Source organism: Paenibacillus sp. JSM ZJ436 (assembly GCF_044383795.1).
Classification (GTDB): domain Bacteria; phylum Bacillota; class Bacilli; order Paenibacillales; family Paenibacillaceae; genus Paenibacillus_AQ; species Paenibacillus_AQ algicola.
In genome coordinates this window covers 322,522-339,450 of the sequence record NZ_JBISEO010000001.1, presented here as the reverse complement: position 1 = coordinate 339,450, position 16,929 = coordinate 322,522, and the positions used below count along the sequence as shown (strand labels likewise).

At 47.6% G+C, this 16,929-nt stretch carries 16 protein-coding genes and 2 pseudogenes; 8 read left to right on the top strand and 10 right to left on the bottom strand.

Translation table 11 applies throughout. The annotated features are described in order from the left end of the window. The first annotated feature begins 55 nt into the window (after positions 1 to 55). The 3 genes from ACH6EH_RS01730 to ACH6EH_RS01720 all read left to right on the top strand — a co-directional run bounded on the left by ACH6EH_RS01730 (position 56) and on the right by ACH6EH_RS01720 (position 3,313). On the top strand, positions 56 to 1,027 hold the full coding sequence (locus ACH6EH_RS01730; RefSeq protein ID WP_397330836.1) for a carbohydrate ABC transporter permease: 972 nt from the start codon (positions 56 to 58) through the stop codon (positions 1,025 to 1,027). Between the two features lie 8 nt (positions 1,028 to 1,035). After that, positions 1,036 to 1,851, top strand: a complete 816-nt coding sequence (locus ACH6EH_RS01725) for a carbohydrate ABC transporter permease (RefSeq protein WP_397330953.1) — start codon at positions 1,036 to 1,038, stop codon at positions 1,849 to 1,851. A 76-nt stretch (positions 1,852 to 1,927) separates the two neighbouring features. Further along, entirely contained in the window at positions 1,928 to 3,313 is a 1,386-nt protein-coding gene (locus ACH6EH_RS01720) for an ABC transporter substrate-binding protein (RefSeq protein ID WP_397330835.1), read from the top strand. A gap of 51 nt (positions 3,314 to 3,364) precedes the next feature. Here ACH6EH_RS01720 and ACH6EH_RS01715 read toward each other — a convergent pair whose 3' ends face one another. The 5 genes from ACH6EH_RS01715 to ACH6EH_RS01695 form a co-directional block, all read right to left on the bottom strand. Further along, the gene (locus ACH6EH_RS01715) at positions 3,365 to 4,441 is read right to left on the bottom strand and encodes a copper resistance D family protein (protein ID WP_397330834.1); all 1,077 of its coding nucleotides are present in this window, start codon (positions 4,439 to 4,441) and stop codon (positions 3,365 to 3,367) included. A gap of 3 nt (positions 4,442 to 4,444) precedes the next feature. Further along, the gene (locus ACH6EH_RS01710) at positions 4,445 to 5,116 is read right to left on the bottom strand and encodes a copper resistance CopC family protein (RefSeq protein WP_397330833.1); all 672 of its coding nucleotides are present in this window, start codon (positions 5,114 to 5,116) and stop codon (positions 4,445 to 4,447) included. Between the two features lie 237 nt (positions 5,117 to 5,353). After that, entirely contained in the window at positions 5,354 to 6,100 is a 747-nt protein-coding gene (locus tag ACH6EH_RS01705; protein ID WP_397330832.1) for an SDR family NAD(P)-dependent oxidoreductase, read from the bottom strand. Positions 6,101 to 6,107: 7 nt separating this feature from the next. Beyond that, the gene (locus ACH6EH_RS01700) at positions 6,108 to 6,509 is read right to left on the bottom strand and encodes a DUF2500 domain-containing protein (protein ID WP_397330831.1); all 402 of its coding nucleotides are present in this window, start codon (positions 6,507 to 6,509) and stop codon (positions 6,108 to 6,110) included. A gap of 140 nt (positions 6,510 to 6,649) precedes the next feature. Then, positions 6,650 to 7,942, bottom strand: coding sequence for a sialidase family protein (locus ACH6EH_RS01695; protein ID WP_397330830.1), 1,293 nt, complete (start codon positions 7,940 to 7,942; stop codon positions 6,650 to 6,652). Positions 7,943 to 8,176: 234 nt separating this feature from the next. Here ACH6EH_RS01695 and tlp point away from each other — a divergent pair, with 234 nt between their 5' ends. Next, entirely contained in the window at positions 8,177 to 8,410 is a 234-nt protein-coding gene (tlp, locus tag ACH6EH_RS01690; RefSeq protein WP_175415413.1) for a small acid-soluble spore protein Tlp, read from the top strand. A gap of 53 nt (positions 8,411 to 8,463) precedes the next feature. Here tlp and ACH6EH_RS01685 read toward each other — a convergent pair whose 3' ends face one another. Further along, on the bottom strand, positions 8,464 to 9,090 hold the full coding sequence (locus ACH6EH_RS01685; RefSeq protein WP_397330829.1) for a LysE family translocator: 627 nt from the start codon (positions 9,088 to 9,090) through the stop codon (positions 8,464 to 8,466). Positions 9,091 to 9,209: 119 nt separating this feature from the next. On the opposite strand from ACH6EH_RS01685, the gene ACH6EH_RS01680 reads away from it, so the two are divergent. Continuing rightward, a complete protein-coding gene (locus tag ACH6EH_RS01680) occupies positions 9,210 to 10,139 on the top strand; it encodes an L-lactate dehydrogenase (RefSeq protein WP_397330828.1) in 930 nt (309 codons plus the stop codon). A gap of 126 nt (positions 10,140 to 10,265) precedes the next feature. On the opposite strand, the gene ACH6EH_RS01675 is transcribed toward ACH6EH_RS01680, so the two are convergent. The 4 genes and pseudogenes from ACH6EH_RS01675 to ACH6EH_RS01660 all read right to left on the bottom strand — a co-directional run bounded on the left by ACH6EH_RS01675 (position 10,266) and on the right by ACH6EH_RS01660 (position 13,978). After that, a complete protein-coding gene (locus tag ACH6EH_RS01675) occupies positions 10,266 to 11,135 on the bottom strand; it encodes a tyrosine-type recombinase/integrase (protein WP_397330952.1) in 870 nt (289 codons plus the stop codon). A 403-nt stretch (positions 11,136 to 11,538) separates the two neighbouring features. Continuing rightward, on the bottom strand, positions 11,539 to 12,015 hold the full coding sequence (locus tag ACH6EH_RS01670; RefSeq protein ID WP_397330827.1) for a hypothetical protein: 477 nt from the start codon (positions 12,013 to 12,015) through the stop codon (positions 11,539 to 11,541). A gap of 151 nt (positions 12,016 to 12,166) precedes the next feature. Continuing rightward, a pseudogene (locus ACH6EH_RS01665) lies at positions 12,167 to 13,353 on the bottom strand (IS256 family transposase). Between the two features lie 94 nt (positions 13,354 to 13,447). Then, on the bottom strand, positions 13,448 to 13,978 hold the full coding sequence (locus ACH6EH_RS01660) for a DUF4158 domain-containing protein (RefSeq protein WP_397330826.1): 531 nt from the start codon (positions 13,976 to 13,978) through the stop codon (positions 13,448 to 13,450). Between the two features lie 487 nt (positions 13,979 to 14,465). Between ACH6EH_RS01660 and ACH6EH_RS01655 the strand changes: the two genes are divergently transcribed. The 3 genes and pseudogenes from ACH6EH_RS01655 to ACH6EH_RS01645 form a co-directional block, all read left to right on the top strand. Next, entirely contained in the window at positions 14,466 to 15,077 is a 612-nt protein-coding gene (locus ACH6EH_RS01655) for a hypothetical protein (RefSeq protein ID WP_397330825.1), read from the top strand. A 53-nt stretch (positions 15,078 to 15,130) separates the two neighbouring features. Continuing rightward, complete coding sequence (locus tag ACH6EH_RS01650; RefSeq protein ID WP_397330824.1) at positions 15,131 to 15,925, top strand: hypothetical protein; 795 nt, start codon at positions 15,131 to 15,133, stop codon at positions 15,923 to 15,925. Between the two features lie 304 nt (positions 15,926 to 16,229). Then, positions 16,230 to 16,724: pseudogene (locus ACH6EH_RS01645) on the top strand (Tn3 family transposase); the annotation flags it as partial. Positions 16,725 to 16,929: the final 205 nt, after the last annotated feature.

Sequence of the window (16,929 nt, the reverse complement as noted above, 5' to 3'; positions counted from 1 at the left end):
TCTTTCTATACTTTGATCTGTAAGCCTAAACCTGATAGAGAGGACTAAAGAAAATATGGACAAAGATCTGCTGCTTTCACCTCCCGGAACTGCAGCCACCGAGGCCCGCTCTCCCAGCACACGTCAGCCGGTCGCTGCCCGTGTCTTGCGAAACCCGCGGCTGCAAGAAAGCTGGGTCGCCTATTTGTTGCTGTCCCCTTCATTGCTGCTGTTCGGCCTCTTTTTGTTTTATCCGCTGCTGAAATCCATATATCTGAGCTTATTTTTAACGGATCCTCAAGGAAGAGTCGCTGTCTTTGTCGGCATGGACAACTTTGTGGACATACTGACAGCCGATATATTTGTAAAAAGTCTGAGTAATACCTTTCTGTTTATGCTGATGACCGTACCGACCGCCATGGCGGCGGCTCTTATTCTGGCGGTTCTCTCTTTCAATACGCTAAAGGGGATGAAAATATTCCGGTTTATCTTCTCCCTGCCTATGGCTGTTTCCGTCGGTACAGGATCCATGATCTGGATGATCCTCTATCATCCGACCATGGGCATGTTCAATTATTTACTCTCCTTGGCAGGGATCGGACCCGTTCAGTGGCTCACAGATCCCGATTGGGCTATGTTCTCGGTCGCGCTTATGACGGTTTGGATGAATCTAGGCTTTAACTACATCCTGATGCTGAGCGGGATTCAAGGCATTTCAGAGGACATTTTTGACAGCGCACGGATCGATGGCAGTGATCCCTTTAGAACGTTTTTCCGCATCACACTGCCGCTGATTTCTCCTACCCTTTTCTTTACCCTGGTCGTTTCCATCATCGGAGCATTTCAGGCGTTTGGCCAGATTAATATTTTAACGAAGGGCGGTCCAATAAACAGTACGAATGTGATTGTATTTAACATTTATCAAGACGCATTCGTCAATTTCCGTTTCGGCATCGGCAGTGCGCAGGCCCTGATCCTGTTTGTCATCATTTTGCTGCTGACGCTGCTCCAATTTAAATTCGTAGAGAGGAAGGTGCATTATCAGTGAGCGTAAAAATCGCTTCTTCTACGTTGTTAAATTATGTGCTGCTGGTGGTATGCGCGCTTCTGATCACTTTTCCGCTGCTGTATACTTTGTCCTCTTCTATGATGACCGAGGCCGAATCGTCAGTGTATCCGCCTCCTTTACTGCCAGAAAGCATCAGCTTACATAATTACATGAAGGTTATAGAGACCGTACCGGTCCTTCGCTTTATTACGAACAGCTTCTGGGTATCCCTGGTCATTATGCTGGGACAAATAGTGACCTCAAGTCTGGCAGCTTATGCGTTTGCTTTTATGCGATTTCCAGGCAAAACCCTGCTCTTCAGCCTGTTTCTATCCACGATGATGGTTCCTTGGGAGGTCATTATGATCCCGAATTATCTAACGATCAAAAGCTGGGGCTGGCTGGATTCCTATCCCGGCCTGATCGTTCCGTTTCTGGCTACCGCATTCGGCACTTTTTTGCTGCGGCAAACCTTTCTCCAGCTTCCCAAAGAGCTGTTCGAGGCTGCGCGGGTTGACGGCTGCGGACATATTCGCACCTTTATCACTATGGCGCTTCCGCTTTCCCTGCCCGGTATAGCGACACTGGGTGTCTATTCCTTTCTGAATCACTGGAATATGTATTTATGGCCCCTCCTGACCACCAACCGCGAAGAGATGCGCACGGTGCAAATCGGTGTAGGCATGCTGCAATTTGAGGAGATGAATGCCTGGAATCTGATTCTCTCCGGTGTGCTGCTCATGCTGCTTCCCTCCCTGCTGCTGCTCGCCTTAGGCTTGAAGCCTCTCATTCGCGGCATTACGGCAGGAGCGCTGAAGGGTTAACAATCAGCCTTGAGCTGAAGCTTTAGTCAGCTCAATTTCTGATATAGCAAGCTCAATAACTCATAAGGGAGAGATTATGAAGATGAAGAAGGGCTATGGAAGAAGGTCACTGACGCTCATGCTGCTGGCATGGACCATGCTGGTCAGCGCAGCGTGCAGCAGTAACGGAGCAGGGGGCATTGAAGAGCCGCTGGCTCCACCGGCTAAAGCAGCGGCAGCTACCTCTAGTACTCCGGTTAAGGTCGTATGGTGGCATTCTATGAGTGGTGAGCTGGGACAGGCGGTAGACAAGCTGATCGCAGATTTTAATGGGAAGCAGGATGGAATCGAAGTGGAGGGCGTTTTTCAGGGCACCTATGACGAGAGCTTGAACAAGCTAAAGGCGTCTCTTGGCTCGGACAGCGGACCCACGATGATTCAGGTGTATGAAATCGGCAGCCGCTTTATGATGGATACACAAGCGACCCGCCCTGTTCAAGATTTTATGGATGCTGAAGGCTATGACATTTCAGGCCTGGAGCCGAATATCAAGAACTATTACACCTTTGATGGCAAGCTGTATTCTATGCCTTTTAACTCCTCTAACCCGATTCTGTACTACAACAAGGATGCTTTTAAAGCAGCCGGCCTGGACCCTGAGAACCCGCCTCAAACGTATGAAGAGGTAGCAGAAGCTGCCAAGAAGCTGACTCAAGGTGGACAAACCGGAGCATCCTTTGCCATTTATGGCTGGTTCATGGAGCAGTTCTTTGCGAACCAGGGACAGGAGCTCCTTAACAATGGGAATGGCCGTTCTTCAGCCGCAACGGCATCTCAGCTAAACAGCGAAGCCGGTGTGAAGACCCTTGAGTGGTGGAAGGAAATGCTGGACGATCAATCTCTGTTAAACCTGGGCCGGAAAACGGATGACACGAAAAAAGCCTTTGCGGCCGGCCAAATCGCGATGATGCTGGATTCTACTGCTTCCTTGAGAGGTATTGTCAGCTCTGCCGAAGGCAAGTTTGAAGTCGGAACAGGCTTCCTGCCGAAGCCTTCAGACGCTGGTGAAGGCGGTGTTATCATCGGTGGAGCCAGCCTGTGGCTCATGAACAATAAATCCGAGGAGGAATCGAAAGCAGCCTGGGAGTTCATGAAGTATCTTGCGGACCCGGTTACGCAGGCCGAGTGGCATATTAACACAGGCTACTTCCCGGTGCACACCAAGGCGTATGAGGAAGACAGCGTCAAAGAGAACCTGAAGAAGTATCCTCAGTTTCAAACCGCGGTAGACCAGCTGCATCAAACGGTGCCGAATGCGGCAACTCAGGGCGCAGTGATGGGCGTGTTCCCAGAGGCAAGACAGATTACCGAAACAGCGATTGAAGAAGTATTAAACGGGCAAAGCAGCCCTCAAGAAGCTCTGGACAAGGCTGCCAAAGAAATTACGTCCAAGATTGAAACCTACAATAAGACGGTAAAATAAGTAAAAGGCTCAGATGCGTCGCGTGACGCATCTGAGCCTTTTATCCGTAATTCAGGCAACACTAAACATGATGCCTGCATAAGCCGCAGCCGCAGCGCCCAGCGATAGCAGAAGCGCGGTGACTGCTTTTTTATGCTTGATAAAGGACCATAGCATTCCTGCCAGCATTCCGGCAGCCAGAAGCAGCAGCAGGGTTCCAGTAAAGCTCCACTCCAGCATGATGGGTCCCTCGGTAAACTCAGGATGAAACCATAGGAACGGCTTTGCTGAAAAGGAGGACGTTAGGACCTCGGGGTAGGCATGCGGTGCGCCTTGCTGGTTTAAAAAACCGGTAACGACATAAATGAGAAACAGCAGTACCCCCTCCGCCTTGGCCCAGCTTGCAGGAGCAAAGCTTGAGGAGCGTTCCAGCCTTTGCCGGACCCAGCGTCCATTGACCAGCCCGAACACTAAAACCGGAAGGATCAATATGTGCTTAAGGAGCAAGGCCTGTCCATAGGGCAGAATCCAGCTCTGAACGGGCTGGGGGGTGACCGCCGACATCAGAAAAAGGCCTGATGATATAACCAGAAGGACTGCCGTGACCGCTAACGGATGAAACCAACGCAGGTATGAGCTCCAGCCCTCTCTGCCCTTATTGTAGAAGCCTGCGATAAACAGCGTCCCCGACCAGACTGCCATGGCCGTAAAATGAATGAAGTACCCAGCCTGCCCTTTCCAGCCCATGAGCGAAGCGGCATGGTTAAAGGCGGACATCGCCGCTGCTGTAGCCAGCAGCAGCAGCAATAGCACGCCTCTCAGTCTGGATTGCGGGTTCTTGATGACTCTTCTTGAAGTCACAGCCATTAGCAAGGACAGAATCAGAATCCAGGTATAGCGTTCACCTTCCGAGAAGGAAAACATCACCGCTTCAAAGGAAGCATACAGACCGATATCATCTTTGAAGAACATAATAATTTGCAGCACTGGAATAAAAGAGCCGATCATCACGACACCTGCAGCCGCGGGTCCGAGCCACGATGGAAGCGAAAGCTTCGGCTTCTGACTGGAGGGAACCAGAGACAAGACGGCAATCCCGGCAAGAACTGAATATCCCAGATAGAGGATGGGTTCGCTGAGCCAGTACATGGCTTATCCTTTGTTACGGGCTTGTCGTCTTACGATATACACTCCCGCAGCAGCCACAATCACAAGGACAATGACTCCGATCAGGATCGCAGGAGAGCTTCCGGCTTCAGCTGCTTCCGAGGTCTTGGATTGTGCTTCATCTTCGCCTTCGGCGGCATTACCGTTATTCTCCGGAGCAGACTCTCCTTCAGGTGCCGCCTCAGAAGCTGCCTCCTCTTGGCTGTCCGTCTCTTCGGATGCTTCGGATGCTTCGGAGCCCGCAGGAGGCTGTTCTGTCGCATTCTCACTAGAGTCTGCTGCCTTTTCCGGGGCCGTAACGGTAAATGAATACTTGTCTTGAATAGGATGGCCATCCGCACTAATGATCTTCCACTGTACCTCATACGTCCCGGATGGAAGTGCGTTCTCGAGAACAGCCTTCATTTCCTGTCCGGTAACCGTAACGGCGGATAAGGCTGAGGACTGTCCCTCTGCATTCGTAATCGTGAGGCTGCTAAGCTTGGGATCAATATTTTCATTGAAGGTCAGGTCCAGCTCAGATACAACATCATTAACATCCGATCCGGCCGCTGGCTCCGATGCCGTAAGCTTGGAATGAGCCCAGACGTCAGTCGGATGGCTAAGGATGAGAAGCATGATGAATAGTAGTGCGGCAGCTTTGATGGATTTAGACACGTTCGCTCCTCCTTTAAGGATGATTATGGTCATTCATGTAACATAATATCAAAGCGTGCTGACCAAAGCTAATGAGAGTTTTGTGACTGAAGCTCATAAGCGTGATGTAAGAAATTAAAGTGGCGAGAAAATAGTTTACATAATAATTAATATGATCACTGATGTATTGAAAAGGACAGCAAGCTTTGCTTACTGTCCTGGTGCTTCTCTATGACTGGAAAGGAACAAAGGAGTGATCTACTCTTCATATATCATTTTGCGAGTCATTCCGCCATCGACTACCATATGGGTACCTGTAACGAAGGTATTATCCGGATCTGTGAGATAGAAGCAGGCTCTTGCAATATCCTGCGGGGTTCCTACTCTCCCGGCAGGGTGCTGTTCGTGATCTTCTGTCCGGAGTGCACTGTAGTTTTGAGTTTCGATCCATCCGGGACTGACGCAGTTCACTCGAACCTGAGGCCCAAGACTCATTGCGAGCGCATGCGTTAAGGCAACAATGGCTCCTTTAGACGCAGCATAAGCTTCGGAATGGGGCTCCGACATCAGAGAGCGGGTAGAGGAAATGTTAACAATGGCTCCCCCCTGCTCCTGGGACTTCATATGCTTGGCTGCCTCCCTAGATAGCAGGAAGCTGCTGCGCACATTAATGTTCAGCACATCGTCCCATTCCTCTATAGTCAGCTCAAGCGGCGATTTCCAACGAGAAACTCCGGCGTTGTTGATGACAATGTCCACTCGCCCTGTCTGCTGGATTGCCGCCTGGACGAAGTGCTGAATCTGATGCTCCTCTCGAACATCACAGGGTACAAACGTGGCAGACCATCCTTGCTGCTGCAGGGTCTGGGCCAGCTCCTCCCCTTCCTTCTCCTGCACATCTGCCATATATACATGTGCGCCTGCAGCTGCATACGCTTCTACAAGACCACGGCCAATGCCTTGAGCAGCACCGGTAATCAGTACAGTCTGTTGTTGAAATTTCATGCATTCCTCATCCTCGAAGCGCCTGACGGCGTATTTTATGATCTCTTTCGAACTTTAAATATCGGGTTCCTTGAAAAGAGAGCCGGCCTTCATCTCCTTCGGCGCACATGCCGAATTCATCGCCGCTTACGGCAAATTCCATTCGATCGCCGCTCTCCACCTCAAAGGTGATGAAATATAGGGTACGGGGGCGGCTTCCGCTGCCATCCTCCGCAGGAGCCGTGTGCTTCAGCTCGCTTCGCTTGCTAACAATCACCGAATACACCGTCAACAGCGGCTGATGGTTGTTGCGATTCCACTGCAGTATATTTTTGCCGGCTGACAGCAATACAATGCCCAGTACTGCAACCAAAAAAACGGGCATCACGCTTCCGAAAAAGTCGAACATCCACTGTGAATCCGATCCCATTTCGGCACCCTCCCCGCAAGGTTCATCTCACGCAGGCCATCCCTCGTGATCATTCAAGTATATGCGCCTGTACGAGAAAATAACTTGAATCCTTGCAAAGGAGGACACGTTGCGCTATACCGCGGCTTTAATGTTTCGTATTAACGCACCTTCCAGCTCTTCCCTCCATCGAGGCTAAGAAGCAATCTGGATCGAGATCCATCCAACGTTTCAACCAGCATCCAGCCTACCTCACTCGAAGCAAACTGCAGCTTGGATATGATCGGGTAGTTGTCCAAATTCTGAGCCAATACTTCATCCTCTTCAAAGGGCTCCCAGGTTTGACCCTTGTCCTCTGTAACATAAACGATGCCGTCCATAATGGCATATCCCTGATTCATGCGATAAAAGAAAGGGGCGGCATTCCGGGTGCTGCTCTTTCGAACCAACGGAAATTCAATCAGCTCCCACGACTTGCCCCCATCCTCGGAGAAATAGCCCAGATCGTGAAGCTGTTCTTCCATAAAGCATTGCAAGGGAACCCAAACCTTCTGCGCATTTCCTAAAAATACGGCCGAGCCGGGATAAAAGGTTTCGCACTCCGTCAGCGGTTCTTCCGAAAACACGCGGTCGACCGGACTCCAGGTTTCTCCTCCATCCCGGGTGATATACAGCGCTCCACCCCGGCGCTCTTTAACGGAAACCAATCCGGTATAGGCATTGGCATAGGACATGCCTGTCACGAAGCCGCTTCTTGGAAGTACAAAATCCGGTACTCGCGAAGCCGGATAGTTCCGGTTCTGCATAATCTCTGTCCAGGCCGTATCTTGTGGAACGAGACGGTACAGAATTTTCTCCTGGATACCCAGAATGGATTTAGGAGCCGTCATGACCCAGCCCTGATCAGAATCAAAGCTCAAGGCTGTAACCCGCCCGGTGTTTGGTAAAGACGAAAATCTCCACTCTCTTCCCCCGTCCACGGTTGTCATAATCATCGTATCTCTCTGTCCCTGTCCATTCCGGACAATATAGCCATGCCGCTCATCGGTGAACACTAGATCGGTTCCATAGACAAGCTTGTCCATAAATTTCACATTGGAAGAGGGAGAGATATCTACCCACGTTTCACCATAATCGTCTGTAATGTAGAGGCGCAGAGCTGTTCCATTAAGTCCCCAGGCCACTCCGGTTGCCTCATCCAGCATATGAAAATCGGTTAAACGCGTTTGGATTTGATATTTATTTTTGGTTTCAGGAGGGTTTTTAGCAGTTTCCGGAGTGACCACTGTAAGAGTTTGTCCATCCTTGATGGACTCTTCTTCTTCCGGCTTTGTCATTGCGGGAAGGCTGTCTGCGGCGTCTGAAGCTTCTTGATCCGGGGTACATGCCGTGAACATCAAGATCATGAATCCGATGATTCCCCAGCGCCTGAGCTGTATGGTGTAACCTTTCATCTCACCTGTCCTCCTCGTTCTTGCCGCGTAAATGGACTCCTCTAGTCGGAGTCATTATAACATACCCGTCCGCTCTTTTCAGGACAAGGATGAAGTGGGAAGAAGTTACAATATTGTAGCCATCCGCTTTTACACGCCGTCCGTGCATAACGCTCGGCAACGTTTGGAAGACTGATGACGTGCTGCATCCGCACCTGGACGGATAAGCCACAACCATTAAGATCAGGAGGGTGAATATTGATGCCGAAACCGGATGACCGCAGTGATAACGTAGAACGCCTACAAGAAGCCGTGCAAAATACGATTGAGAATTTTCGGGAGACCAAGGACTACTTGTATGAGCATGGTGACGAAATATCAGCCTCCGAGAAAGAACAGCTGATGGAGAAAAACGAACGCCGTCAGAGAAGCATCGCGAGCTTCCGCAACGAAATTAAAGACGAGGCGGCGCAGCGGGAAGAAACCTGATTGGGTCTAGATCAAACAAGCAGGAAGCCGATCTGGCTCCCTGCTTGTTTGATTTACATTTTGGTGAAGAGCAGCTTGATGCCGAGCGCCGCAAAAATAGTACTTCCAGCGGTTTGACTCCAAATCCCGAAGCTTGGCTTACTGAGCAGCTGTTCGCTGAATGCACCCGCAAAATAAGCCAGCAGTCCAAAGATCAAGCCGCTGAGCACCAAGAAGATCACCCCGAGCATAATCAACTGCAGAGCCTCACTCCCATAGGAATAATTGACGAACTGAGGCAGAAACGTTAGAAAAAAGAGTGCCACCTTCGGATTCAGGACATTCATCATGAACCCTTTTAGAAGAAGCTGAACTCCACTTTGATTCTTGCCCTGCTTCCATTCAATGGGGTCCTTACGGTGTTTAAAGGACATGTATGCCAGATACAATAAATAGCCAGCAGCGAGAATTTTGAACAGCGTAAATGCAAACGCAGAAGTTTTCAGAATCAGGGAGAGCCCCAAAGCAGCCGCTAAAGTATGAATGACATTGCCGAGACTAAGCCCAATGGCCGTCATGACGCCTGCTTTTTTGCCGCTGGTCAAGCCCTGGGTTACTGCAAAGATCAAATCAGGTCCAGGAACAAGGATCAACAGCACGGCAGCGCCGATAAAAAATAATAACGATGAAATTGTAATCATTTGTTCAATCCTTTCTATTGCGGAGGCTAATCTGCATCCCTTAGTATTAAGGTGACAAGTCGTTCCAATGCTTTCCACGCGTGTGTATACCTCAATCTTAATTTAAAGGAGACGGTAACATGAACACAACGACGTACAAGCCCACTCGAGCCGTAATTATCGGAGCGGGAGCGGTAGGAACTACGACCGCCTATACCCTTATGCTGCGCAAACGGGTATCCGAAATTGTTCTCATTGACGTGAATCATGAGAAGGCTGTCGGCGAGGCGCTGGATATGAATCACGGTCTTCCCTTCGTTGGCGGTGTAAAGATCTGGGCTGGGGATTACTCCGACTGTGCAGGCGCAGATATTATGATCGTTACGGCCGGCGCTGCTCAAAAGACTGGTGAAACCCGTCTGGACCTCCTCAAGAAGAACGCTGCCATCTTCAAAGACATTGTACATAATATTACGCAATATAATCAGGAAGGCATTCTTCTGATCGCTACCAATCCTGTTGATATTTTATCTTATGTGACCTTAAAATACAGCGGGTTCCCTGTTCACCGCGTGATCGGCTCCGGAACCTTGCTCGACAGCGCCAGATACCGTTATTTACTCGGCAAGCACAAGCAGATTGATCCCCGCAGCATTCATGCTCACATTATCGGCGAGCACGGAGATACGGAGGTTCCTGTATGGAGTCTTGCCAATGTCGCCGGTGCAGCGCTGGACATTGAGGATGAGCACAAAGAACGAATTTTTGACAGCACGAAAAATGCAGCCTATGAGATTATCAACGCCAAAGGCGCCACCTTCTATGCCATTGCCTTGGCCCTTGATCGAATTGTCACCGCCATCCTGCAAAATCAAAGCGCCGTACTCAATGTGTCCACACTGCTAGATCAATATAATGGCGTGTCCGATGTGTATCTGGGCGTGCCGTGTGTTGTAGACCGATCCGGCGTGCGGGAAGTGTTGGATCTTCCTCTGAGTGAAGAAGAAACCAAGCTGTTCCATCAATCTGCCGACAAGCTGAAGGCCGAGATTGCCAAGCTGAATCTGTAAATGTAAGGCGCCCATCTTATAAAAATGAGGTGGGCGTCTTTTTTTGCCGCAGGTCATACGTGATGTGAGCATCTCGGAGTGAATCATAGCTATCCGTTCATTAGTTTACATAATAATTAATATGTATTAATTGGTTATGCTAATGGGAAGCTGGATGTCGAGCTTATCTACGGCCGCTGCTTTTTCTTTGTCAGTGACATGTGTATAGACCGTGGTCGTTTGAATGGAGGAGTGACCTAAAAGCTCCTGCACTGTTCTCAAATCAGCCCCTTTGCGCAGCAGCATGGTCGCGAAGGAGTGTCTCAGCTTATGACTGGAATACGCAATTCGCCGTTCTGCCGGTAAATGATGCTGAAAGCGGTCAAACGTTTCGGCGGCAATTTGCTGGATACATCGAACAGACAGCCGGCGTCCTTTTTGCGAGGTGAACATGGCGTCCTCCTTGATCCGGCGAGGCTCAATTCTGTCCTTTAAAGCAGCTTCGAGCATCATAGCGACAGTCTCTGGTACCGGTATGGTCCTCCACTTACGTCCTTTACCGAATACGTTCAGTGACCGCTGCGAAGCTCTGTAATCGGCTAAATTCAGCGAATGCACCTCACCGATTCGAAGCCCCATATAAGCCATAAGCAGGAAGATCGCAATGTTCCGAGTCCGGTACTTCCCTTGCACCGATGCAAAAAAACGGGACAATTCCTGTTCGTCTAGATACATGGGTGTTTTGTTCTTTTCGGTTTTGGATTTTTTGACTCCGGCAGCAGGATTGTGAGTTGCAAGCTCCAGCTCCATCAGCGCTTTAAAAAAACAGGTCACAGCTGCATGCTTGCGATTACGCGTGGCATCACTTACCCCTCTCTCCCTCACCGAGGATAAATGCGACATGACATGAATCTTCTTCACTTGATGAATCTGTTTACCATTTAAAGCGTTCAAAAACTCCAGCAAGTCACTTATGTACGAACGAATCGTATAAGAGGTATAGCCGGCATCCTTCATCCAGATCAAGAACCCCTCTAGTTCTTCTGCATATTGTTCTCTAACGTCTTGCTCTTCCTCCACGACAGAACCTCCTTGATGATTTGAAATCCAGCAGAGCGATGATGAATCATCTGTTTATAAATGTATGATATAGATTATTATTACACTTATTGAGGTGGGACAAGGGTGCATTAGTCATTGAAAAATCGCTTAAAATCGAAACAGCGTATAATTTATATTATACGCTGTTTTTTAAAGAGAGTAAATCTTTGTTAGGAGTCTAGCCATGCTAAGGCGCGAAGCGCTTTATTACGGGGATTAGATGCTTCCAGTGAGGGATGGTACCAGCTTAACTGACACCACCCGCAAACGAATGGATTATATCGGGTATTATTTAAAATTGAATTGCAAGAGTCAACATCTACATATGTCTCAACATGAAATCTAAACTCGGCCTAGATACGAAATACAAGTAAGTTGAATCGGTTGTTTGTATATAAGCTGCACCATTCCATTTCTCATCTATTGGAAAAAGGATAGATTTAAATTTTATTTTTTCGAATTTACCAGTTCCGTTATTGATCTGTATAGAGATCGGTTTATTATAGAAGTATTCTACTGCAGATTTTTTCATCTCTTTGACCTCTTCTTCAGATAAAGGAGGATTTCCTCCTGACATCATATCTCCTTTTTCAAATATAATTAAATGAAGGATCTGATCGAAAGTTTGCGGCTGCTCTACTTTTGTAACCTGGCTTTGTTCTTCGTTATAGTAAAGACTGATCTTATCCGGAGTCCACTTATCATGTTCACTACTAGGCATCAAGAGCCACCCAAGTATAAAACCTAAAGCAACTGCAAGAAGCAGCATAATGAAGTTTATTTTATTGATTTTCATCTATTAATTCACCTCTTTCTCACTTTCAAAGGTAGCGTCAAGAAGTTTGTGTAAGGCGGTAAGGATATCCATCGGGACGATGGATATGAGTGATGTCTGAATGTTGAGACCGTGTTGTTCGTGGGGGACAAGCCCCACGTTTGTGCGGTCGTTACTGGTTACTCTCGGGTAGCGGATAGCGTTCGTCAAACATCTCAGCAAGCTTCTTTTTGACCTCTGTCATTCCGAATCCAGGTGTGACGCGTTCTGCATACGTATCGTTGTACTCAATGCATTGTAAGTAGACGACTTTCTCGGCCGCATCCATATTCGTTAAACTGTTCATTGGCTTGAGCCGCTTACGAAACTCCTTGTTCATACGCTCGATGGGGTTCGACGTATAGATGGCCTTCTTCAGTGCCGCGGGGTACTTGTAGAACGTCAACAGCGTCGACAGCTGGCTCTCCCATGACTTCATCTCCTTCGGGTAAAGCTTGCCCCATTTGGACTTCACCGTGTCGAAGGCGGCAAGCGCCATCTCATGGTCGTTCGCGTTATAGATCGTTTTCAGATCGTTAATCACGTCGGTCTTGTGCTCCACCCGAATCTTCGGGAAGGTCGCTCGGACCTTGTGTACGATGCAGTGTTGCACATCGGCCTTCGGATAGGTCTCCCGGAAGGCATCGTCCAAGCCCGCAAGCCATCGAACACGCCGAGCAGTACTTTTTCGACTCCACGGCTATAGAGGTCTTTCAACACCTCGCGCCAGCCGTTAGAGCTCTCCTGCCCGCCGATGTAGAAGCCGAGGATCTGACGATGTCCGTGCTCGTCGATCCCCATCGCGAAATAGATGACCTCGCCGCTTACCGTGCTGCGCTTTAACTTGACGTACATCCCGTCTAAATAGATGACGGCGTAGCGCTTGGAGAGCCGGCGTTCCTGCCAGATCTGAATGTCTTCAAGCACAGTTGCCGTAATATTGCTTACCGTCGTCGGAGAATAGTGGCTACCGAACATGCTCTCGATGAAGCGAGCGACGTCACGGGTGCCCATGCCGCTTTTGTACATTTGGATGACAGCTTCCTCCAACCAACCGTCACGACGTTGATACGGTTCGAACACTTGCGTCTGGAACTCGCCGTTACGATCTCGCGGAACCGACAGGTCCTCGATGTTGCCGTATTTCGTGTGAAGGGAGCGCTTGTAGTAGCCATTGCGGCTATTGTGTCTGCAGGACTCGTCCGATTCCATAAAGGCTGTAATTTCAGCACGCATTATGCGCTCGAGGTTATCCTGTACAAATTGCATGACAAGATTTTCAAATAGATTATTCATCGTGTTTTCGGTTATATTAGTCATCGGTAGGGTCCTTTCTCTGGTGGCATCGCAACCCCGAGAATACCCTACTTTTTTTGTGTTCGGCTAGACCACAAATTCTGGTACACAACTTATTTTACGCCATCGACGGCGTAGGCAGTTTTTCCAGTGTGGCTTGGAAAAATTGTTCCTCATATGTTCGGATTGCGGCTCTGATAAGTCGTTCGATGCGATCAGCCGTAGGCGGTACAACTCTCATATCCTGAAATCGCCGGTATACGGTCTCAACCAAATGTTCGAAGTCGTGATCCTGGAATAACACACTTTTGCATAGCCAATCGATTACCTCTTCAGCATCATTGATGGTATCCTCACGAAAGCCAAAGAACTCCCTGATTTGTGTTCGATGGTAGGTGATGGAGCGACCGGCCCAATCGTATTGTGTATACAGCTCTGCCGGTGCCTCGATCTGCTTTGCTATGTATTGAATGACTGCTTTGGGCACTTCAAATTTATGGAATGGGAATCGCGCTTCATATTGGAAAAACTTAAACAGAACAGCAAACCCCAATCGAGTCTCCCCCGACTTATTGCCGACTTGCTGCATTTCATTTGGAAGAAATGTGAAATGCTCAATTAACTCCTCCAGCTCCCAATTTCGCTTCATATGATCCCCTCCGTGAAAAGTTCCTAAAATGGTCAGTATCGGAATAATGATACTGGAACTAGCATATCGGACAATCTAACTCACGACAATACAAGTCTTAAAATGTGCGATGTTCCTTTGACAAAATCAAAATAGGAACTTTGAAATTTTAGATAATTGCAGTAACCATTGTTTGAGCAGGTGTATTGAAATATCGTACTTCCTTTAGGTAGGAAGCGAATTTTATTCGTGCCCACCAATTGGAAAATCGAGTCGAATTTGCGCGTTCGAACACGAATTTAAATGAGGCTTTTATCGTATTCCCATAAATAGGAATAAATAGTAGGATATAGGTGACCTACAAAGGACAGAGTTTGATGATCTGGTGAGACTCACATTTGATATCTAGCTAGGAGGGGACGCACCATCAGCACGATACCATTTGTCAGCTTAGATTTACTCGCTATTTACCAATGTTCAACAATGAATATGAAAGGGTGAATACCAGATGATGAAAAATCTTTCTGTTTTTCTTGTTGTAGCAGTAGTGGGTCTGATTTCGTTTAGCTCAAATATCTTTGCCGCTAGCTGGTACGCAGGGGTGACTAAGTCAGGTTACACATATAATGGTGTAGCGGCTCAAATTAAAACCCCAACCAGCTTACCGACGTTAGGTTCAAGTGGAGAGTCAGCATGGGTAAGCAACTTATCATCCAGTGGTGATTGGGTTCAGACCGGCATTCGGTATTATTCGGGTTATACTGGTTTCAAAACATACATTGAGCATAACATCTCAGGCGGGTATGGACTTGATGAGATTGGGACCCATGTGCTTGATTTTACAGTTCGATATCGCGTGGCTTATGATTCAGCGGACAGTAAGTGGCATGGCTTTATTGCAGATGTCGATAAAGGCAGTTGGACCATGTCCCAATACCAAAATGTACAATCCAATGCAGAATCCCATGCAACAAACACTCAACATGGGCCGTTTAACTTTATAGAACTGGTCATCAAAGACTCAAGCGGGTGGAATTGGAACACTACCAAGCCTACAGCCAAAAGTCCTTATTCAGTAAATATTACTGATAATGCAAACTTCAGGGTGTACGGACCTTAAATGCACAATTCACAATAGTTGAACGAATAAATTTGATTTGAAGGGGTGTTTCCATGAAAAAGTGGATTGTAATCGCAGGCGCTGCTGCTATATTAAGCAGTGTGTTAGCATTTAGTTTCATTTCGTCTGCAAGCTCTTTGGACACTGCGCCCATTAGCAATCGATTAGCGGAGAAAGGAGTGATAGTCAAAAGCATGTCCATGTCTGGAAAAGTTCTTCAAGTAGGAATTCAATCAGAAGGTACTGACCAAATGACGCCCGAGGATATTAAGGCCATTCGCAATATTCGAAACGAAATAAGGAGCGGCTCAAACAAGATCCTAGGTATCAAAGATCTGAAAGTCAAGTTTTCGGGTAAACAGGGGAAAGTGATTTATGATTCAACCATCAATGATATTACTGCGATCCCCGACTTTGTAAAAAAGCCGGAAGTAAAATTGGATGATCTTAATGTAAAGAGCTTTTTGTCAAAGGGATTGTCGGATCAAGGGCTTACGGTTAGTAAACTAGAGATTAGCAAAAGTCCGCTAGAAGGGAATCTGGTCAACATGGTTATTCAACAAGTGGATCTTGCTAAAGTCAATGATTCCATTCCAGAGATCGAGATGATTATTTCAAAACTTAATGAATCATCTGGAACCGGCATAACTCAATATGATTTAAGTATCCAGGATAAAACTGGACAACTCATTGTATTCTTAACGGCCGATTTGGTTTATAGAGATTTTTATTGGTGGCAATCTCCGATTTTAAATGGCGATACTTGGACTAAAAGTAAGCCAAGAGACCCGTCCACAGCTCCTCTTGCATCAGAACGACCAGCAATTCCTGCGTCTAGTCCGGAATAAGATAAAAACAAGCCGTGCCCAAATGGATACGGCTTGTTTTTACGTTTTTACCATATTAGACGTTACCCATGGGTGGTAATAGGATCAGGATTACTCTCACTTGAAGGATTTTTTATTCAGACTTGTAATTACCGTATTTATGCATACAGTTAGCACTTACAGTAACGCTGGAATCTTCAGCTAAGAAAGTGTCAAATCATTATTTAACGAGAAAAGAGAACTGCAAAATAAGAGACAAACACAACGAAGACCATTTAATTACATCTACTTTGCGGGTGGTGTCAGCTTCGCTGGTACTACCCCTATCCGGGAAGGTACAGTCTCTGCATCGTTGATTATGGAGAAATTAGGCTCATATGCAAGTCAGAACCGATTAGCAACGGCACTCCGAGAAATGGGGCGAATTGAAAAAACGATCTTCATTCTGGATTACCTCTCAAGCGAGGCGATGCAGCGAAAAATACATCGAGGATTGAATAAAGGGGAAGCCATGAATGAATTGGCCAGAGCGATCTTTGTTGGGAGGCGAGGGGAACTCCGGGAACGGGCGCTTCAAGACCAGCTTCAGCGGGCCAGCGCGTTAAACATTATCATCAATGCAATAAGCGTATGGAACACGGTTTATTTAACCCGAGCGACAGAATTTATGAGAGACAACAGACAATTGAACGAAGAACTTTTGAAGCACATTTCTCCGTTCGGATGGGAACACATCAATTTCTTGGGAGAATACAAGTTTGACATCAAGCAAATCAAGGCGTTGAAGGGTTTACGTCCGCTAAAATCCCCGTCAAGCTAAGCGTAGCATCTGGCGAATATAAATTCCGGATTTCCTTAGCGTACGGGAAATCCGGGTTATTGGGAGAAATGATCGCTTAGCGTACGTTTTTCGCGTTTTGTTGGCGGGACCCCTTAATACATCTCGCCGGAAAACAATTGATTGACAAGCCCCCATATTAGCGTCAGTTTATTTGAACCTCAGCGCCTACTTAGGTTGAAACAAC